We start from the raw sequence: 19,579 nt of genomic DNA on the forward strand, positions 1-19,579 counted from the left end.
AAAGAAGGCGATTGCAGCGCTTGACAGTTCGTTTTCAGCGAGAACGCGCGGACGAATCCGAAAAGATGCGTCCGAGGCGCGCCTTCACGACTTCGAACCATGACGGCTTCGCGGCGGGCGTTTCAAGATCGCGCGCAGCGACGGCGAGTAGCGACAAGACGGACTGGGCGTGGATGAATCTGCGATACGATGCGTCGAGCGGCGAGGTCCACGCGCAAGAGCGGCAATCGTGCTTCGCGCAGGTGTTGCAGGGAGGTTGATCGCGATACATGGGGAGGGTCCTTATTCGAGTACCCGCGCATCATGTGCCATCTTGTAACGATTGACGATCAGACGGTTCTGATTGAGTCTCAAAATTGCCCGCAAACGGGGCAGAAAAGCATCGGATAGCCGTTCGGCCTATGACACGACTTCGAGAAAGGAGACATGCTTATGCACTATCTGCTGATTTATCACCTTTGCGCGGACTATCTGGACCGCCGCGCGCAATTTCGGGATGCGCATCTGAAGCTGGCGTGGGAAGCGGTCGAACGCGGGGAAATCGTGCTGGCGGGCGCACTGGACGCGCCGGCGGATCGGGCGATGCTGCTGTTTCAGGGTGACTCGCCCGCCGCCGCCGAAGCGTTCGCGCGCAACGATCCGTATGTGACGAACGAACTGGTCGAGCGCTGGGAAGTGCGCAAATGGAACACGGTGGTGGGCGAGGACGCGGCCACGCCCGTGCGCTAGACGGAAGACGGCGGGCTCAGGCGTCCGCCGTTTCCTCGGGCCGACGCCGTGCCGCGCGATACAGGCTCGTGAGCGTGTCGTCCATCTGTTGCGAGCGCTCGAACAATTCCGCGAGCCAGTCGACGAAAACGGAAACGCGCGGCGTCGCCTGCCTGCTTTTCAGAAACGCGACCGACACCTTGAGCGGCGGCGATTTCCATTGCGGCAGCACTTCCCGCAGTTGGCCGGAGCGCAGATACGGCTGCGCCGCGATGGAAAGCGGCTGGATCAGGCCGAGCCCTTCGAGCCCGCACGCGAGGTACGCGTGCTCGTCGGCGACCTGCACGAACCCGCGCATGCTCACGGTGAACGGCTTGCCGTCCACGTCGAATTCGAAGTCCGCAGGGCGGCCGCTTTTCTCCGGGACACAGTTCACCGCGACGTGCTGCGCGAGTTCGTCGAGGGTCGCGGGCGTGCCGTGCTTCTCCAGATAGGCGGGGCTCGCGCAGGTCACCTGTTCGAGCATGCCGAGCCGCCGCGCGATCAAGCCCGAATCGGGCAATTCGCCCAGCTGAATGCTGCAATCGACGCCTTCGCCGACGAGATCCACGTTGCGAATGCCGATGCCGATCGACAGTTCGATCTGCGGATAACGTGCATGAAACTCCGGCAGCGCGGGAACGACGATCGACGTTGCGACCGTATCCGGCATCTCGACGCGCAGCCGTCCGCGCAGCCGTTCTTCGCCCGCGCCGAAGCCGGATTCGAGTTCGTCGATGTCGGCGAGAATCTGGGCGCACCGTTCGTAGTAGGCGGCGCCGTCGACGGTCAGGTTCAGGCGCCGCGTCGTGCGGGCGAGCAACTGCACGCCGACGAGCGCTTCGAGTTGTTGCACGGTCGTCGAGACGCTTGCACGCGGCATGCCGAGCGATTCGGCGGCGCGCGTGAAGCTGTTCGTATCGACGACACGCGTAAAGACACGCATGGCATGGACGCGATCGATCACGGTGAGTTTTCCTTGTTCGCGATGGATGGCGATGCGCGCGCGGCAAGCCGGACGGCGCATCGGCGAATGGTCACATCGTAAGGACCGGCGCGCGATGCGTGAATACACAAAACTGGACGATTCTTGCCTGATTCTTCCGGCAGAAAACTCGAAGCCTCAGAGCGTCGGCATTTCGCCGCGCAGACGCCCGGCGACGCCGGCGAAGTCGGTGCCCGAAGGCGCCTGATAGAGCCGCAGGCCCATCTCGGGCAGGATCGCGAGCAGATGATCGAACACGTCGCCCTGAATGCGCTCGTATTGCGTCCATGCGGTCGTCGCGGTGAAACAATAGACTTCGACCGGAATGCCTTCCGATTCCGGCTCCATCATGCGAACCATGATCGCCAGGTCCTGCCGTATCTCCGGATGATGCTTCAGGTACGCGAGGGCGTACTCGCGGAACGTCCCGATGTTCGTAAGCCGCCGCCGGTTCGCAGGCTCCGCCGCGAGTTCGCCGAGATTGCGGTTCGCCTGTTCCACTTCCGTCTGCTTTTGCAGCAGATAATCGTGCAGCAGGCGAAAGCGCATCATGCGTTGGGTCTCCTCATCGGTGAGAAAGCGCACGCATTGCGCGTCGATCCGCATGGACCGCTTGATGCGCCGCGCGCCCGATTCGAACATGTGCCGATAGTTGCGATAGCTCTCCGAAAAGAGCTTGTACGTGGGCACCGTCGTGATGGTGTTGTCCCAGTTCTGGACCTTCACCGTATGCAGCGCAATGTCCTTCACCGCGCCGTCGGCCAGGGCTTGCGGCATCTCGATCCAGTCGCCGATGCGCAGCATGTCGTTCGACGTGAGCTGCGTGCTGGCGACGAGCGATAGCAGCGTGTCCTTGAAGACGAGCAGCAGCACCGCCGAGAGCGCGCCGAGCCCGGAGAGCATCCAGAGCGGCGAACGGTCGATGAGAATGGACAGCACCAGCACGAAGCAGATCAGCGCGAGCGCGAGCTTGCCGATCTGAATGTAGCCCTTGATCGAGCGCGTCTGCGCTTCCTTGCTCGCGGCGTAGACGTCCTGCCACGCCGACAGCGCGCTCCCCGTCGCGAGGAACACGCACACCCATGCCGCGCCGTGCGCGAGGCGTGCCACGGCTGTCGCCCAGTGTCCGATATGCGGGACTTCGCCGATGCCGAGCGCGACGACCGCGAATGGCGCCGCATACCAGAGCCGGTGATACGCGCGGTGCCGGATGAACGCCTGATCCCACGCCGCATGACCAGCCAGCACCAGCAGCCGGTGCGCGATGCGGAGCAACACGCGCGCGATGACCCATTGCGCGAACTCGGCGATGACGAAGAGGGCGACGAGCCCGAGCAGCAGTTGCGCCCAGGGCTGCGTCGGAAGATGTCGTGAAAGCGTGTCTGGAAGCCAGTCGAGATTCATGCGTGGATCATGGCCAAGGAAGTGATGCGTCCCGTATTGTGCATGAACGCCCACGGCTCGATGAACGCGCAGTCGCCTTATCGAAAACCCCAGTCCGATGAAAATGAATTTTTTTTGGCGGCGGTTTTGGGTAAACATACTTTCACCACGACTTCCGAGCAGCCTGCCGCCCTCGTATGTCCCGCCGCCCACCGGTCGTTTCGCCCGCGAGTGCCGATGAGATGATTTCGACGCGCATCGCCGCCGCCATGCCGATGCTCACGCCGATTCATCAGCGCATGGGCGCGTTCGTGCTGGCGAATTTGTTCCGCTCGGCGACCATGCGCATCGACGAACTGGCGGACGCCGTCGGCGCCTCGATCGCGACGGCGAACCGCTTCGCGCGGGCGCTCGGTTTCTCGGGGTATCCCGCATTCCGCGAGGCGCTCGTGCGCGGCTTCGAGGCCACCATCGCGCCGGTCGAGCGTCTGCGCTCGTCGCTGGAATCGCCGGCGAGCGGCGCGGAGGTCTTCGAATCGTCGCTCGCGCAGGCCGCAGCCAACGTGCGTCTCGCGCAGAATTCGGTCGATGCCGCGAAGGCCGAAGCGCTCGTCGAGGCCGTCTTGAGCGCGCAGCGCGTGTTCGTGCTCGGATACGGCGCGAGCGCGTTTCTCGCGGGTCTCATGGAACACGGCCTCACGCCGTACTGCGCGAACGTGCAGTCGCTCGCGCTTCACGGCGGGCCGTCGCACGCGGCGCGGCGGCTCTTCACCGCATCGCGCGACGACGTGCTCGTCGCCATTGCATTTCCGCGCTATGTCGACGACACCATCGTGCTCGCGCGGCAAGCGCGGCAGCGGGGCGTGCGCGTCGTGGCGCTCACGGACAGCGGCGCATCGCCGCTCGCGTGCATCGCGGACCTTGTACTGACCATCCGCGCCGAGCGCCGCCTTGCCGCCAATTGCGATACGGCGGTGCTCGCCGTCATCGAAGCACTGTGCGACGCAGTCGCGCATCGCGCGAAACGCTCGGTGCAAGCGGCATCGGGCCTGACCGAATTCGTGCTGCCGTGGCTCGTCGCGCCGCCGATGTTGAACGGCGCCGCGACCGTGCCGCCAGCTACGCCTGCGCGCGCGCCGCGTCGCGCATCCGCCAAACGACCCACTCACACGGAGCCGCGCGAAACATGAGCGCCATTCCAGTCATCGCCATTCACGGCGGCGCGGGCACGATCCTGCGCTCGGCCATGAGCACCGACGCCGAAGCGCGCTACCACGCCGCGCTCGGCGACATTCTGCGCGGGGGCCAGCGCGTGCTCGCCGATGGCGGCAGCGCGCTCGATGCCGTGACCGAAGCCGTGCGCCTGCTCGAAGACTGTCCGCTCTTCAACGCGGGCCACGGCGCGGTGTTCACCGCAGCGGGCACGCACGAACTGGACGCGTCGATCATGGACGGCGCGACGCTCGACGCCGGCGCAATCAGTTGCGTGACGCGCGTAAAAAACCCCGTGCTCGCCGCGCGCCGCGTGCTCGACGTGAGCGAGCATGTGATGTTCACGGGTGCTGGCGCCGAGGCGTTCGCACAGGCGCAAGGGCTGCAATTCGTCGATCCGTCGTACTTTCATACCGATGCGCGCTATCAGCAATGGCTCAACGCGCGAGGCAAGTCCGGCACGCTACTGGATCACGATGCCACCACACGAGCCGCGCAGCAGAGCGGCGAGGACGACCCCATCGATCCGAAGAAGAAGTTCGGCACGGTTGGCGCAGTGGCGCTCGATGCACGCGGCCATCTCGCGGCGGCCACGTCCACGGGCGGCATGACCAACAAGCAGGCGGGCCGCGTCGGCGATGCGCCGTTGATTGGCGCGGGCTGCTACGCGAACGACGCGACGTGCGCGGTATCGACGACCGGCACGGGCGAAATGTTCATCCGCATTCTCGCGGCCTACGACGTCTCGGCGCAGATGGAATATCGCGGGATGACGCTCGAGGCCGCAGCCGAAGACGTCGTGATGAAGAAGCTCCCACGCATCGACGGACGCGGCGGTCTTATCGCCGTCGATGCGCGCGGCAACGTCACGCTGCCGTTCAACACCGAAGGCATGTATCGCGGGTTCGCGCGGGTCGGCGAACAGGCGGTCACGGCCATCTACCGCTCATGAGCGCGACGCCGACACTACCGGACTCGCGCGTCATCGACGTGCGCGATCTGTCCGTCACATTCCGGTCGCGCTCGCGCACCGTGGAAGCCGTGCGCAACATCGCGTTCAACGTGGATCGCGGCGAGACGCTCGCTATCGTCGGCGAATCGGGATCGGGCAAATCGGTGACGTCGCTGGCATTGATGCGGCTCGTCGGGCATGGCGGCGGCTCCATTGCATCGGGCAGCATCGCGTTTCGGCGGCGCAACGGACAGGTGCTCGACCTCGCGCGCGCGTCGTCGGCAACCATGCGCGGCGTGCGCGGCGCGGATATCGCGATGATCTTTCAGGAGCCGATGACATCGCTCAATCCGGTGTTCACGGTGGGCGACCAGATTGCCGAGGCCATCGCGCTGCATCAGAACAAGAGCCGCGCAGAGGCGCGTGCCGAAGCATTGCGGCTGCTCGATCTCGTGCGCATTCCCGAAGCGCGCCGCGTATTCGCGCGTTATCCGCATCAGTTGTCGGGCGGCATGCGCCAGCGCGTGATGATTGCAATGGCGCTTTCCTGCAAGCCCGCGCTGCTGATTGCCGACGAACCGACCACCGCGCTCGATGTGACCATTCAGGCGCAGATTCTGCAACTCGTGCGCGGCTTGCAGGACGAGATGAACATGGCGGTGATCTTCATCACGCACGACATGGGCGTGGTGGCGGAAGTCGCGGACCGCGTGCTGGTGATGTATCGCGGCGAGAAAGTGGAAGAGGGCCGATCCGACGAATTGTTTCGGAGCCCGAAGCATGCCTACACGAAGGCATTGCTCGCTGCTGTGCCGACGCTCGGCGCAATGCGCGGCACCGACCGTCCCGCCAAGTTCCCGATTCTCGAAGTCGCTCCGGCAGACGTGGCCCCCGACGACGCGAGCGCGCTGCGCCCATCTGCGGCAGTGGAGCACGAAGTGCAGCCTGCCGTCGATGAAACCAGTCAGCCGATTCTGCGCGTGCGCGATCTCGTCACGCGCTTTCCTGTAAGAAGCGGCATTTTCGGGCGCATGACGGCGGCGGTGCATGCCGTCGAACGCGTGAGCTTCGATCTGCGCCGTGGCGAAACGCTCGCGCTCGTCGGCGAATCGGGCTGCGGAAAATCGACGACCGGTCGCTCGCTGTTGCGCTTAGTGGAAAGCCAGAGCGGTTCGATCGAATTCGACGGACGCGACATCAGCGCGCTTCAAGGCCCCGAGCTGCAGGCGTTGCGGCGTAACATCCAGTTCATTTTTCAGGACCCGTTCGCATCGCTGAACCCGCGTCTCACGGTCGGCTTTTCGGTGATGGAGCCGCTGCTCGTTCATGGCGTCGCAAGCGGCAAGGAAGCGCAGGCGCGCGTCGACTGGCTGCTGGAAAGAGTGGGCTTGCCGCCCGAAGCGGCGCAGCGCTACCCGCACGAGTTTTCAGGCGGGCAGCGCCAGCGCATTGCCATTGCTCGCGCGCTTGCGCTGAACCCGAAGGTCGTGATCGCCGATGAGTCCGTCTCCGCGCTCGACGTCTCGGTGCGCGCGCAGATCGTGAATCTGATGCTCGATTTGCAGCGCGAACTCGGCGTCGCCTACCTCTTCATTTCGCACGACATGGCCGTGGTGGAGCGCGTAAGCCATCGCGTCGCGGTGATGTACCTCGGCCAGATCGTCGAAATCGGGCCGCGCGCCGCGGTATTCGAAGCGCCGCGTCATCCGTACACGAGGAAGCTGATGAGCGCGGTGCCCGTGGCCGATCCCGCGCGCCGTCACGCGAAACGCATGCTGGCTGCCGACGAAATCCCGAGTCCCATTCGCAAGCTCGGCGACGAGCCTGTGGTCGCGAAGCTCGTTGCCGTCGGCCCCGGCCATTACGTCGCCGAGCATCATGTCGGCGGCGCTTATTAATCGTTGAGCCGATACCGCACCCCATCGTTGTGAACCATAACGTCAAGCCAAGGAGCCTCACGATGCCGTCCTCTCGTCCTTCACCGTTGCGCGCGTTCATATCCGCCGGTGCGTTCACCGGGTTCGCTGCATTCGCCGCGCTCGGTCCTGTGTCCGCGCAGGCGCAAAGCACCGCTGTCATGGCGGTGGCCTCGACCTTCACGACGCTCGATCCGTACGATGCGAACGACACGCTCTCGCAGGCGGTCGCGAAGTCGTTCTATCAAGGGCTATTCGGGTTCGACAAGGACATGAAGATTCAGCCCGTGCTCGCGACGAGCTACGAGGCGAGTCCCGACGCGAAGGTGTACACCATTCATCTGCGCCAGGGCGTGAAGTTCCACGACGGCACCGACTTCAATGCCGAAGCCGTGAAGGCCGTCTTCGACCGCGTGACCGATCCCGCGAACAAGCTCAAGCGTTACAACCTCTTCAACAAGATCGACAAGACCGAAGTGGTCGATCCGTACACGGTGAAGGTCACGCTCAAGATTCCGTTTTCGGCGTTCATCAACGTGCTCGCGCATCCGTCGGCAGTGATGATCTCGCCGACCGCCATCAAGAAGTACGGCAAGGAGATCGCGTTTCATCCGGTGGGCACGGGGCCGTTCGAATTCGTCGAGTGGAAACAGACCGACGACCTGAAGGTGAAGAAGTTCGCGGGCTACTGGAAGAAGGGCTATCCGAAGATCGACATGATCGACTGGAAGCCGGTTGTCGATAACAACACGCGCGCCGCGCTCATGCAAACGGGCGAAGCGGACTTCGCGTTCCAGGTGCCGTTCGAGCAGGCGGCCACGCTGAAGTCGAGCCCGAAGGTGGACTTGATCGCTTCGCCTTCAATCATCCAGCGCTACATCAGCATGAACATGCAGCAAAAGCCCTTCGACAATCCGAAGGTGCGCGAGGCGCTGAACTACGCGATCAACAAGGAAGCACTGGTCAAGGTCGCGTTCGCGGGTTATGCGGTGCCTGCCGAAGGCGTCGTCCCGCCCGGCGTCGACTACGCGACGAAGACCGGCCCGTGGAAGTACGATCCGGCGAAGGCGCGTGAACTGTTGAAGGAAGCGGGCTATCCGAACGGCTTCGAAACGACGCTGTGGTCCGGCTATAACCACACGACCGCGCAGAAGATCATCCAGTTCGTGCAGCAGCAGCTCGCGCAGGTGGGCGTCAAGGCGTCGGTCGAGGCGCTCGAAGCGGGGCAGCGCGTGCAGCGCGTCGACAGCGCGCCCGATCCCGCGACGGCGCCGGTGCGCATGTACTACATCGGCTGGTCGTCGTCGACGGGCGAAGCGGACTGGGCCATCTCGCCGCTGCTTTCCAGTGCATCGTTTCCGCCGAAGCTCGCGAATACCGCGTACTACAAGAACGACAACGTCGATGCCGACCTGCAAAAGGCGCTCGCCACCACCGACCGCAACGAGAAGGCCGCGCTCTATGCCGATGCGCAAAAGCGCATCTGGGCCGACGCGCCGTGGATTTTCCTCGTGACGGAGAAGGTCGTGTACGCGCGCAGCAAGCGTCTTTCCGGTGCGTATGTGATGCCGGACGGCTCGTTCAATTTCGACGAGATCGCCATCAAGTAAAGACCCGCGATGCTTAACTTCCTTGCCAAACGCCTGCTCGGGCTGCTGCCGACGCTCTTCATCGTCGCGGTGCTGGTGTTCATGTTCGTGCATCTGTTGCCGGGCGATCCCGCGCGGCTCGCAGCCGGGGCCGAAGCGGACGAAGCGACGGTTGCACTCGTTCGCGCGGACCTTGGCCTCGACAAGCCGCTGCCGCAGCAACTCGCGAGCTTCTTCGGCAAGGTCGCGCATTTCGACTTCGGCAAATCGACGCGAAGCAAGCGCCCCGTGAGCACAGAAATCGCGGAGCGCTTCATGCCGACGCTGTGGCTCACGCTCGCCAGCATGGCGTGGGCCGTGGTGTTCGGCATGAGCATCGGCATCGTGTCGGCGGTATGGCGCAACCGGTGGCCCGACCGGCTCGGCATGACGCTTGCCGTCTCGGGCATCTCTTTTCCCGCGTTCGCGCTCGGCATGCTGCTGATGGAGATCTTCTCGGTGAAGCTCGGCTGGCTGCCTATCGTCGGCGATGGCACGTGGCAAAGCTACGTGCTGCCGTCGCTCACGCTCGGCGCCGCCGTGGCCGCCGTGATGGCGCGCTTCACGCGCGCTTCGTTCGTCGAAGTGCTCGGCGAAGACTTCGTGCGCACGGCACGCGCGAAGGGCGTGCATGAGCCGATCGTCATCGTGAAGCACTGCCTGCGCAACGCGATGATTCCCGTCGTCACCATGATGGGCCTGCAGTTCGGCTTCCTGCTCGGCGGTTCCATCGTGGTCGAGAAGGTGTTCAACTGGCCGGGCCTCGGACGCCTGCTCGTCGATGCCGTCGAGATGCGCGACTATCCGGTGATTCAGGCAGAAGTGCTGTTGTTCTCGCTGGAATTCATCGTCATCAATCTGGTGGTGGACGTGCTGTACGCGGTCATCAACCCGACTATTCGCTTCAAGTGAGGACGGCATGAGCGTAACCGTGCAAGCCGCACACGACACGCAGAAAAACGTCCGCACGCCGTGGACCGAGTTCTGGCGCAAGTTCAGGCAGCAGCATGTCGCGATGGTTGCGGCGGTGTTCGTGCTCCTGCTGATCGTGATCGCGATCATCGCGCCGTATATCGCGCCTTATGACCCGGAGAACTACTTCGATTACGACGCGCTCAACGCGGGTCCATCGGCTGCGCACTGGTTCGGCGTCGATTCGCTGGGGCGCGATATTCTCAGCCGCATACTCGTCGGCAGCCGCATTTCGCTGACGGCCGGTTTGCTGTCGGTCGTGATCGGCGCGGTGATCGGTACGTTCTTCGGCCTGCTCGCGGGCTATTACGAAGGATGGTGGGACCGCATCGTGATGCGCATCTCCGATGTGCTCTTCGCCTTTCCCGGCATTCTGCTCGCGATCGGCGTGGTCGCGATTCTCGGCAACGGCATGGTGAACGTGGTGTGCGCGGTCGCCATCTTCAGCATTCCGGCGTTTGCCCGGCTCGTGCGCGGCAACACGCTCGCGCTCAAGCACCTGACGTATATCGAAGCGGCGCGCAGCATCGGCGCGTCGGACTGGACGATCATCGTGCGACATATTCTGCCGGGCACGATTTCATCGGTGGTCGTGTACTTCACGATGCGCATCGGCACGTCGATCATCACGGCGGCGAGCCTCTCGTTTCTCGGCCTCGGCGCGCAGCCGCCGACGCCGGAGTGGGGCGCGATGCTCAACGAAGCGCGCGCCGACATGGCGATGGCGCCGCACGTCGCGATCTTCCCGAGCCTCGCGATCTTCCTCACGGTGCTCGCGTTCAATCTGCTCGGCGACGGTTTGCGCGACGCGCTCGATCCCAAACTGGACCGGCCGTGAGAAAAGCACCGCATATCGGCACATTGCGAGCGGGCGCACGCGCGACGATAGCGGATGTCGCGGGCGTCGCGGTGGGGCACTGCACGCTCGATGCCGGCGACGTCCAGACCGGCGTGACCGCGGTGCTTCCGCATGGCGGCGATCTGTATCTCGAGAAAGTGCCCGCCGCCGCGTGCGTGATCAATGGCTTCGGCAAGAGCGTCGGCCTCGTGCAAGTCGATGAACTCGGCCTGCTCGAAACGCCGATTGCATTGACGAATACGTTCGGCGTCGGTGTCGTTGCAGCGGCTCAGATTCGTTCGGCGTGCGAAGTAAATGCAGAGATAGGGCGAGAGTGGCCGAGCGTCAATCCGCTCGTCTTCGAGTGCAACGACGGCTATCTGAACGACTTGCAGGCGTTCGCCGTCGAAGAGTTGCACTACCGCGAAGCACTCGCCCGATGTGCGGAGGACTTCGCACGCGGCGCGGTCGGCGCGGGGCGCGGCATGTCTTGCTTCGAACTGAAAGGCGGCATCGGGTCGGCGTCGCGGATCGTCGATATCGACGCGAACGCGTATGTGGTCGGCGCGCTCGTGCTCGCCAACTTCGGGCGCTTGCCCCAACTCACGATAGCGGGCGAGCGCGTCGGCCTTGCGTTGCACGCGACCGCGCAAGGGCAGATGAAGCCGGAGCAAGGCAGCATCATCATGCTGCTCGCGACCGATGCGCCTTTGGACTCGCGACAGTTGCGACGCATGGCAATGCGCGCCGCCGCTGGCCTCGCGCGCACGGGCTCGGTCTATGGCCATGGAAGCGGCGATATTGCGCTCGCGTTCTCGACGGCGTACACCGTGCCGCACGACGCCGCATTCGTCACGCTGCCGCCTTTGCTTCCTGACGCGCGGCTCGATCCGCTGTTTCAGGCGGCTGCCGACAGCATCGAACAAGCCATTCTCGATGCGCTCTTCAGCGCGGAGACCGTGACCGGCCGCAACGGGCATCGGCGGCTATCGCTCACGGACGCATTGAAACCGACGCCATGAAAGTGCTGATCTCGACGGACATCGAAGGCATCGCAGGTGTTTTTCATCCCGAGCAAACGCGGCCCGGCAACGTGGAGTACGAGCAGGCGCGACGCTGGATGACGCATGAAGCAAATGCGGCGGCCGAAGGTGCCTTCGAAGGCGGCGCGTCTGAAGTATGGGTCAACGATTCGCATGGCGGCTTTCGCAACTTATTGCCCGATGCGTTCGATTCACGCGTGCGGCTCGTGCTCGGCAAGCCACGCACGCTAGGCATGATGGCGGGCCTCGAAGCATCGCCTGATCTCGTGTTCATGGTCGGCTATCACGCGCGGGCGCAAAGCCGCGGCATTCTCGCGCATACGATCAACAGCACGGCGTTCGCGCGCGTGATGATCGACGGCGAAGAGGCCGGCGAGGCGGCGCTGTACGGCCGGCTCGCGGAAGAACGCGGCGCGCGCGTGGCGCTGCTGACAGGCGATGACGTCTTCGGCGCCGAGACCTTGCCCTTGTTCGAAGGCGCGCGCTTCGTCTGCGTGAAAACGGCGCACGGCTATTCGAGCGGCGTCACGCAAACGCCTGCTGCGGCATGCGAAGCGATCCGTCGCGCGGCGCAAGAGGTCGTCAAAGGCGCTGCATCCGGGCGCTTTGGCACGCGACATGGATCTTCGACACGACACTGCGAACTGCGTGTTCAGACGAGCGCGCTTGCCGATCTTTTCTGCCAGTGGCCGTCGCTCGAACGCATCGACGCGGTGACGCTCGCCTTCGATGTGCCCAGCGCCGAGCATGTCGTTCGCACGCTCAATTGCCTTTCGGCAATGTCGTTTATGTTGCGGTGAGGGCCGGAAGTATCGTTAGAATGGAGCCCTTGAGCAGGCACGCTCCATTCAATCCCCGGCAGGCGAAGTTCATGCACGACGTCAGGCTCGCACACAACGACGACACCACGCTGGATCCCGCCGATCCGATGCCTGTCATGCGCGGATCGCTGTTCATCGACGGCCACGAAGCCGGCTGCTGGGAAGCCCGGCGCGACGGCACGTGGACGGCGCATCTGCGGCACGGCCAGGGATGGATCGTCGAGCCGAGCCGCGCCGCGCTGATCGAACGGCTGGCTCGCGGGGCATGACGTCGGCGCGCCTGCTCTTTCATCAAGATAACTGAACAACTACATGTACCTGTCGATCATCGCGGTGGGACTCGGCGGCGGCCTCGGCTCGCTGCTGCGCTGGGCGCTCGGCCTGCGCCTGAACGCCGTCTTTCCGAACCTGCCGCTCGGCACGTTCGCGGCCAATGTCATCGCGGGCTACATCATCGGCGTGGCCGTTGCGTTCTTTGCGCGTATGCCGGACCTCTCCGTCGAGTGGCGGCTTTTCGTCATCACCGGCCTGATGGGCGGCCTGTCCACGTTCTCGACGTTCTCGGCGGAAGTCGTCGCGCATCTTCAGCAGGGGCGGCTCGGCTGGGCGCTGGCGGAGATCGCGGTCCACGTCGGGGCATCGCTTCTGATGACTGCGCTCGGCATTGCAACGGTGGCCGTCGCGAGCTAATCGGCGACACGTTGGCGACACCTTTTGGCTTTTATCCCGCGTCCGTTTCCTACAATCCTTCCCGCGTTTCAGACGCCCGACACTTGGCCGCGCTTTCGCGGCCCGATTCTTATTGCAATACAGAAGGTGAAGACATGCCCGAGTTCCCGCTAATCGAAATCAGACCGTACCGGGCGAGTGATCTCGACGGCATGATCGACCTGTTTCTCCGCGCCGTGCGCGAGACCGCATCGGCGGATTACAACCAAAAGCAGATCGACGTCTGGGCGCAGGCCGATCCCGACGAATGGGCGCTTGCCCGCGCGAGCCGCCCGACGTGGGTCGCGTTCAGCGGCGGCCAGCTTGCCGGATTCGCCGATCTCGAGCGCAACGGCCTGATCGACATGATGTTCGTCCATCCGGAGCACCAGCGCAAAGGCGTGGCGACCGCGCTGCTCGCGCGCATCGAGGCCGAAGCGGACGAGGCGGGCATGCAGGTGCTGCACACCTACGCGAGCGCGACGGGCCGTCCGTTCTTCGAATATTGCGGATTCACGATGCTGCTGGCACGCGCGGTCGTCGTGCGCGGACAGCGGTTCGTGCAGTTCGTGATGGAGAAAGTGCTGTGAGCATCGCGCGTTCTGTATAGACAAGCGCCGCCTATATCCGCTGTTCGAGCTAAGGGGAATCCCGGAAAGCCTCTTGTTTCGTCGTTTATGCCCGTTTAGACTGGCGTCTGACTTGTATAGACAGGATGAAACATGATTACGCTGACGCCCGGAAAACTCACGCTGCCGCAACTGCGCCGCATCGCCCGCGGCTCCGATTCTCTGCGGCTCGATCCCGCGAGCTTCGACGCCATCGACGCCAGCGCGCGCGCGGTCGCGGCCATCGCCGCGAAGGGCGATCCGGCGTATGGCATCAACACGGGCTTCGGGCGGCTCGCGAACACGCATATTCCCGCTGACCAGCTTGAGCTGTTGCAGCGCAATCTCGTGCTTTCGCACGCGGTCGGCGTGGGCGAGCCGATGTCGCGCCCGGTCGTGCGGCTGCTCATGGCGCTCAAGCTGTCGAGCCTCGGGCGCGGCCATTCGGGCATCCGCCGCGAAGTGATCGAGGCGCTCGTCACGCTGTTCAACGCGGACGTGCTGCCGATCATCCCGGTCAAGGGGTCGGTCGGCGCATCCGGCGATCTTTCACCGCTCGCGCATATGTCGACGGTGCTGCTCGGCATCGGCGAAGTCACCATTCGCGGCGAACGCGCGAGCGCGCTCGACGGTCTCGCGGTCGCGGGCCTTAAGCCGCTGACGCTGCAAGCCAAGGAAGGGCTCGCGCTGCTCAACGGCACGCAGGCGTCGGCGGCGCTCGCGCTGTATCACCTGTTCGCCATCGAGGACTTGTTCCGCACCGGACTCGTGGCAGGCGCGCTGTCGGTGGATGCGGCCGCGGGCTCGGTGGTGCCGTTCGATGCGCGCATCCATGAACTGCGCGGGCATCGCGGGCAGATCGACGCGGCGGCGGCGTATCGCTCGCTGCTCGCGGGCTCGGGCATCAATCTGTCGCACGCGGACTGCGAAAAGGTGCAGGACCCGTACAGCCTGCGCTGCCAGCCGCAAGTGATGGGCGCGTGCCTCGACCAGATGCGCCACGCCGCCGACGTGCTCCTGATCGAAGCGAACGCGGTCTCCGACAACCCGCTGATCTTCCCCGACACCGGCGAAGTGCTGTCGGGCGGCAATTTCCACGCTGAACCGGTTGCTTTCGCCGCCGATAATCTCGCGCTCGCCGCCGCTGAAATCGGCGCGCTGGCCGAGCGGCGCATCGCGCTCTTGATCGACGCCACGCTTTCCGGCCTGCCGCCGTTCCTCGTGCGCGACGGCGGCGTGAACTCCGGCTTCATGATCGCGCACGTGACGGCGGCGGCGCTCGCCTCCGAGAACAAGACGCTGGCGCATCCCGCTTCGGTCGATTCGCTGCCCACGTCGGCGAATCAGGAAGATCACGTTTCCATGGCCACGTTCGCGGCCCGCAAGCTCGGCGATATCGCGAGCAACACGGCCAACATTCTCGCCATCGAACTGCTGGCGGCGGCGCAGGGCGTCGATCTGCGCGCACCGCACAAGACGAGCGCGCCGCTCACCGAAGTGATGAACACGCTGCGCGCGCACGTGCCGCATTACGACCTGGACCGCTACTTCGCGCCGGATATCGCGGCCATCGCCAGGCTCGTCGAGCAGGGCGCCATCGCGCGGCACAGCCCGTTCGCGTTTGCATCCGAAGCCGCTGAGAAAGCGGAAGCGAGCGCATGAACCCGCCCGCGTATCAGGAGATCAAGGACTACATCCTGCAGCGCATTCACATCGGCGAGTGGCGCGAGGGCGATCAGGTGCCGTCCGAGAACGAGCTGGCCCGCGAGTTCAAGGTCGCGCGCATGACCGTGAACCGGGCGCTGCGCGAACTGACGGCCGAGCAGGTCCTGACGCGCGTGCAGGGCGCGGGAACCTTCGTGGCGCAGCCGAAGTACGCGTCGACGCTCGTCGAGATTCGCAGCATCTCGGACGAGATCGCTGCGCGCGGTCATGCGTATCGCGCGCAGGTGCTGCATCTGGGCGCGTCCATCGTGGACGAGGCGCTCGCCGGCGAGATGCAGCTCGCGCTCGGCAGCCCGGTGTTTCATTCGCGCGTGCTGCACTTCGAGAACGACGAGCCGGTGCAGCTCGAAGAACGTTACGTGAACCCGGCGCTCGCGCCGGAATACGCGCGGCAGGATTTCACGACGATCACGCCGAACCAGTACCTGATGATCGCCGCGCCGCTGCAGCGCGTCGAGTACCGGATCGAGGCGTCCGTGCCGTCACCTGAAATCCGCGCGGCGCTCGCAATGGGCGAGTACGAGCCTTGTCTGTTGCTGCATCGGCGCACGTGGTCGCGGGATGCCGTCGCGTCGGTCGCGAATCTCTGGCATCCCGGCGACCGTTATCAATTTACCGGGCACTTCTGACGTGACGATCATTCCTGCGGCTTCGCTCAACGCCGTGCCGTGGAAGAACGGCGGCGGCATCACGCGCGAGATCGCGGCGGGGCCGCCGGGCGCGTCGCTCGAAGCGTTCGCGTGGCGGCTGTCGGTCGCGGACGTGTCGTCGGATGGCGCGTTCTCGGCGTTTGCCGGTGTCGATCGCGCGCTCGTCCTGCTCGACGGCGCGGGCATGCTGCTCACTGAGGCGGGTGGCCGCGAGCATCGGCTCGACGAACCGCTCGCGATGGCGTGCTTCGCGGGCGAAACGCCGATCCACGCGAATCTGATAGACGGGCCGACGCGCGACTTCAACGTGATGGTGCGCCGCGACCGGGCGCGCATGTCGGTGTGCGTCCGGCGCGCCGGGCGTCACGAGTTGGCGCCGGAGTACGGATCGACGTTCGTCTACTGCGCGAGCGGCAGCCTCAACATCGCGTCTGCCGATGGAACGCGCGCAATGCTTTATCCCGGCGATACCGTGCGCATCGAGCGCGCTTGCATCGTCGAAGCCGCGGGCGATGCCGCGTGGCTCTGCATCGGCATCGAGGAGACACGAGCTTGAACCTCTATTTCGCGGACCACGCGCGCTTGCGCGATGGCTGGCGGCGCAACGTGCTGATCGAGTGGAGCGACGATGGCGCGCTCACGCGCGTCGAGCCGGACAGCGCGGCTCCGGCAGGCGTCGAACGGGCGAAAGGCCCGGTGTTGCCCGGCATGCCGAACCTGCATTCGCACGCGTTCCAGCGCGCGATGGCCGGGCTCACCGAATATCGCGCGAGCGCCGCCGATACCTTCTGGAGCTGGCGCGACCTGATGTACCGCTTCGCCGCGAAGATCGAGCCGCACGCGTTGGCGGACATCGCGCATTGGCTCTACATCGAAATGCTGAAGGCGGGCTACACATCGGTCTGCGAATTTCACTACGTGCATCACGCGCAGGACGGCTCGCCGTATGCGAACCGTGCGGAACTGGCCGAGCGCGTGGTGGATGCGGCAGAGCGCGCGGGCATCGGCATCACGATGCTGCCGGTGCTCTATCAGTACAGCGGCTTCGGCCAGGCCGCGCCGCGCGACGATCAGCGCCGCTTCCTGCATACGCCCGAGAGCCTGCTCGACATGCTCGATGCGCTCGCCCGCGCCCGGCCGGAGAACGGCGCGCGGCGTTACGGCGTCGCGCCGCATTCGCTGCGCGCGGTCTCGGGCGAGTCGCTCGCGGCGCTCCTCGAAGGCTTCGACGCCCGCTTCGACCGCGCTCCGGTGCACATTCATATCGCCGAGCAGCTTGCCGAAGTCGATGCGTGCGTCGCCGCGACCGGCCAGCGGCCGGTGCAGTGGCTGCTGGATCGCTTCGACGTGGATGAGCGCTGGTGCCTCGTCCACGCCACGCATATGGACGCGAGCGAATGCCGCAGCCTCGCTGACAGCCGCGCGATCGCCGGCCTGTGCCTGACGACGGAGGCGAATCTCGGCGACGGATTCTTTGCGGCGCGCGACTATGTGGATGCGCGCGGGCGCTTCGGCATCGGCTCGGATAGTCACGTGGGCGTCGACTGGCGCTCGGAACTGCGGCTGCTCGAATATGGCCAGCGTTTGCTGCGTCGCGAGCGTAACGTGCTCGCATCGGCGCGCGACACGCGCCCCGCCGACCGTCTTTTCGACGCCGCCCTCGACGGCGGCGCGAGCGCGACCGGGCGGCGCGTCGGTGCGCTGGCTGCGGGCATGCGTGCGGACTGGATCGTGCTGGACGAAGCGCATCCCGGCATCGGCGGCCTTTCCTGCGACGCGTGGCTGTCCAGCGCAGTCTTCTGCGAGCATGGAGAGACGTCGGTGCGCGACGTGTTCGTCGGCGGCCGCAAGGTCGTCACCGACCGCCGCCACGCCGACGAAGAGCGGGCACTGGCGCGTTATCGCGCGGCGCTCGGCGAACTCCTCGCGTAACGTTCAACTCCCGGAGCCGCAGACATGGATACCGTTCACGATTGCTCCATCTACACGCTGGAACGCGGCACCGCGCCGCTCTTGATTTCGATTCCGCATCGAGGCACGCGCATTCCGGAGGCGCTCGTCGAAGAGATGACGCCGGTGGCGCTGCGCGTCGACGATTGCGATTGGCATCTGGAGCGGCTGTATGCGTTCGCGCGCGAGCTGGGCGCGTCGATTCTGCTGCCGGAATACGCGCGCTACGTGATCGACCTGAACCGCCCGCCGGACGACGCGAATCTGTACCCCGGCCGCGACACGACGGGTCTCTGTCCGGTCGATACGTTCGAGAAAGAGCCGCTTTACCGGCCGGGGCACGCGCCCTCGCGCGAGCAGATCGAGGCGCGCCGCGCGCTGTACTGGCAGCCGTATCACGACGCGCTCGCCGGCGAGCTCGCCGCGCTGCGCGAAGCGCACGGGCGCGTGCTGTTGTGGGAAGCGCATTCCATCCGCTCGGTCGTGCCGCGTTTCTTCGAAGGCCGCTTGCCCGACTTCAATTTCGGCACGGCGGACGGCGCATCGGCGGCGCCGGGGCTTGCCGAGCGGCTGGCGGAAGTCGTATCGCGCGACGGGCGTTACACCAGCATCGCCAATGGGCGTTTCAAGGGCGGCTACATCACGCGGCGCTACGGGGAGCCGGCGCGCGGCATCCACGCCGTGCAACTGGAACTGACGCAGGTGACGTATATGGAAGAAACGTCGCCCTATGCGTACGACGACACCCGCGCCAGCGCCGTACAGCCGCTGCTGCGCGAGTTGATGAGCGTCGCGCTCGAACACGTCGTCGCGCGGTGACGTCGGGAGCGGTCATCAGCTTCGATTCGTGCCCGGATTATTGCTCGTTGAACAAAGATCTTTCATGAGAATCGGGGTTTCCCCTAGGTCCTGGACCTCCTAAACTTCTCTCCAAGCGAAAGGAAATCAGAAAACGCTTAAAAAGCTCTCCGATTTCCAGTCGATTTCAAAACAAGATTATTGGAGGTCATCATGATCAAGTCATTCGTTCCGGCTCTCGTCCTCGCTTCGGCTCTGGCCGCTCCGACTTTCGCCTTCGCGCAAAACAATGCGCCCGTGACGCGCGCTCAGGTTCGCGCCGAACTCGCTCAGTTGGAAAAGGCTGGCTACAACCCGTCGCAAGACCGCGTGAACTATCCGCAAAACCTGCAAGCGGCCCAGGCTCGCGTGAACGCGGAGCAAGGCGCGGTTGCAACGACGTCGTATGGCGCATCGACCGCTGGCAACACCCAGTCGGGCGCGCGTGCAGCCGTCACGATGTCGGATCGCAACTCGGTCTACTTCGGCCACTAAGCCGGAGTCTGTGATCCCGCAGCGGATGGCACGCGGCGGGCAGCAGGAGCAGGGCAGTCGTAGTAAAGAAAGCGCCGGCCGCGTTATCGCAGCCGGCGCTTTTTGCTGT

General features: G+C 65.1%; 21 protein-coding genes. 19 read left to right on the plus strand and 2 right to left on the minus strand.

The window, feature by feature from the left end; all coding sequences use genetic code 11:
• Window positions 1-432: 432 nt before the first annotated feature.
• On the plus strand, window positions 433-729 hold the full coding sequence (locus tag LDZ26_RS15070) for a YciI-like protein (RefSeq protein WP_244849959.1): 297 nt from the start codon (window positions 433-435) through the stop codon (window positions 727-729).
• A 16-nt stretch (window positions 730-745) separates the two neighbouring features.
• Here the strand turns inward: LDZ26_RS15070 and LDZ26_RS15075 are convergent, their stop codons facing one another.
• Together LDZ26_RS15075 and LDZ26_RS15080 are read right to left on the minus strand one after the other, a co-directional pair.
• A complete protein-coding gene (locus LDZ26_RS15075) occupies window positions 746-1,714 on the minus strand; it encodes a LysR family transcriptional regulator (RefSeq protein WP_244849960.1) in 969 nt (322 codons plus the stop codon).
• A 156-nt stretch (window positions 1,715-1,870) separates the two neighbouring features.
• Entirely contained in the window at window positions 1,871-3,136 is a 1,266-nt protein-coding gene (locus tag LDZ26_RS15080; RefSeq protein WP_244849961.1) for a mechanosensitive ion channel family protein, read from the minus strand.
• A 9-nt stretch (window positions 3,137-3,145) separates the two neighbouring features.
• Here LDZ26_RS15080 and LDZ26_RS15085 point away from each other — a divergent pair, with 9 nt between their 5' ends.
• From LDZ26_RS15085 to LDZ26_RS15170, 18 genes are all read left to right on the plus strand, one after another.
• Window positions 3,146-3,361 (plus strand): hypothetical protein, encoded by a 216-nt coding sequence (locus LDZ26_RS15085; protein WP_244850339.1) that lies wholly within the window; start codon window positions 3,146-3,148, stop codon window positions 3,359-3,361.
• Window positions 3,358-4,305, plus strand: coding sequence for a MurR/RpiR family transcriptional regulator (locus tag LDZ26_RS15090; RefSeq protein WP_370650723.1), 948 nt, complete (start codon window positions 3,358-3,360; stop codon window positions 4,303-4,305). The genes LDZ26_RS15085 and LDZ26_RS15090 overlap by 4 nt, the downstream gene beginning before the upstream one ends.
• Window positions 4,302-5,279, plus strand: a complete 978-nt coding sequence (locus LDZ26_RS15095) for an isoaspartyl peptidase/L-asparaginase family protein (RefSeq protein WP_244849963.1) — start codon at window positions 4,302-4,304, stop codon at window positions 5,277-5,279. Before LDZ26_RS15090 ends, LDZ26_RS15095 begins: the two co-directional genes overlap by 4 nt.
• Window positions 5,276-7,177, plus strand: coding sequence for a dipeptide ABC transporter ATP-binding protein (locus LDZ26_RS15100; RefSeq protein WP_244849964.1), 1,902 nt, complete (start codon window positions 5,276-5,278; stop codon window positions 7,175-7,177). Before LDZ26_RS15095 ends, LDZ26_RS15100 begins: the two co-directional genes overlap by 4 nt.
• Window positions 7,178-7,239: 62 nt before the next feature.
• The gene (gene gsiB / locus LDZ26_RS15105; RefSeq protein WP_244849965.1) at window positions 7,240-8,805 is read left to right on the plus strand and encodes a glutathione ABC transporter substrate-binding protein GsiB; all 1,566 of its coding nucleotides are present in this window, start codon (window positions 7,240-7,242) and stop codon (window positions 8,803-8,805) included.
• Between the two features lie 9 nt (window positions 8,806-8,814).
• Window positions 8,815-9,735, plus strand: a complete 921-nt coding sequence (gsiC, locus tag LDZ26_RS15110; protein WP_175941194.1) for a glutathione ABC transporter permease GsiC — start codon at window positions 8,815-8,817, stop codon at window positions 9,733-9,735.
• A gap of 7 nt (window positions 9,736-9,742) precedes the next feature.
• Window positions 9,743-10,633 carry a glutathione ABC transporter permease GsiD gene (gene gsiD, locus LDZ26_RS15115; RefSeq protein ID WP_244849966.1) on the plus strand — a complete coding sequence of 297 codons (891 nt, stop codon included), beginning with the start codon at window positions 9,743-9,745 and terminating at the stop codon, window positions 10,631-10,633.
• Window positions 10,630-11,655, plus strand: a complete 1,026-nt coding sequence (locus LDZ26_RS15120) for a P1 family peptidase (protein WP_244849967.1) — start codon at window positions 10,630-10,632, stop codon at window positions 11,653-11,655. Before gsiD ends, LDZ26_RS15120 begins: the two co-directional genes overlap by 4 nt.
• Window positions 11,652-12,476, plus strand: a complete 825-nt coding sequence (locus LDZ26_RS15125) for a M55 family metallopeptidase (protein ID WP_244849968.1) — start codon at window positions 11,652-11,654, stop codon at window positions 12,474-12,476. The genes LDZ26_RS15120 and LDZ26_RS15125 overlap by 4 nt, the downstream gene beginning before the upstream one ends.
• Window positions 12,477-12,547: 71 nt before the next feature.
• Window positions 12,548-12,766 (plus strand): hypothetical protein, encoded by a 219-nt coding sequence (locus LDZ26_RS15130; protein WP_244849969.1) that lies wholly within the window; start codon window positions 12,548-12,550, stop codon window positions 12,764-12,766.
• Window positions 12,767-12,809: 43 nt separating this feature from the next.
• Window positions 12,810-13,187: a fluoride efflux transporter CrcB gene (gene crcB, locus LDZ26_RS15135; protein ID WP_244849970.1), complete on the plus strand. Its 378-nt coding sequence runs from the start codon at window positions 12,810-12,812 to the stop codon at window positions 13,185-13,187.
• Window positions 13,188-13,321: 134 nt separating this feature from the next.
• Complete coding sequence (locus tag LDZ26_RS15140) at window positions 13,322-13,795, plus strand: GNAT family N-acetyltransferase (RefSeq protein WP_244849971.1); 474 nt, start codon at window positions 13,322-13,324, stop codon at window positions 13,793-13,795.
• Window positions 13,796-13,927: 132 nt separating this feature from the next.
• Window positions 13,928-15,475 (plus strand): histidine ammonia-lyase, encoded by a 1,548-nt coding sequence (hutH, locus tag LDZ26_RS15145; RefSeq protein ID WP_244849972.1) that lies wholly within the window; start codon window positions 13,928-13,930, stop codon window positions 15,473-15,475.
• Window positions 15,472-16,167 carry a histidine utilization repressor gene (hutC, locus tag LDZ26_RS15150; protein WP_244849973.1) on the plus strand — a complete coding sequence of 232 codons (696 nt, stop codon included), beginning with the start codon at window positions 15,472-15,474 and terminating at the stop codon, window positions 16,165-16,167. The genes hutH and hutC overlap by 4 nt, the downstream gene beginning before the upstream one ends.
• A gap of 1 nt (window position 16,168) precedes the next feature.
• Window positions 16,169-16,744, plus strand: a complete 576-nt coding sequence (locus tag LDZ26_RS15155; RefSeq protein WP_244849974.1) for a HutD family protein — start codon at window positions 16,169-16,171, stop codon at window positions 16,742-16,744.
• Window positions 16,741-18,120, plus strand: a complete 1,380-nt coding sequence (locus tag LDZ26_RS15160; protein WP_244849975.1) for a formimidoylglutamate deiminase — start codon at window positions 16,741-16,743, stop codon at window positions 18,118-18,120. The genes LDZ26_RS15155 and LDZ26_RS15160 overlap by 4 nt, the downstream gene beginning before the upstream one ends.
• A 24-nt stretch (window positions 18,121-18,144) precedes the next feature.
• The gene (hutG, locus tag LDZ26_RS15165) at window positions 18,145-18,957 is read left to right on the plus strand and encodes an N-formylglutamate deformylase (protein ID WP_244849976.1); all 813 of its coding nucleotides are present in this window, start codon (window positions 18,145-18,147) and stop codon (window positions 18,955-18,957) included.
• Between the two features lie 192 nt (window positions 18,958-19,149).
• Window positions 19,150-19,470 (plus strand): DUF4148 domain-containing protein, encoded by a 321-nt coding sequence (locus LDZ26_RS15170; RefSeq protein WP_370650724.1) that lies wholly within the window; start codon window positions 19,150-19,152, stop codon window positions 19,468-19,470.
• The last annotated feature ends 109 nt before the right edge of the window (window positions 19,471-19,579 follow it).

The organism is Caballeronia sp. SL2Y3, from assembly GCF_022879575.1.
Taxonomy (GTDB): domain Bacteria; phylum Pseudomonadota; class Gammaproteobacteria; order Burkholderiales; family Burkholderiaceae; genus Caballeronia.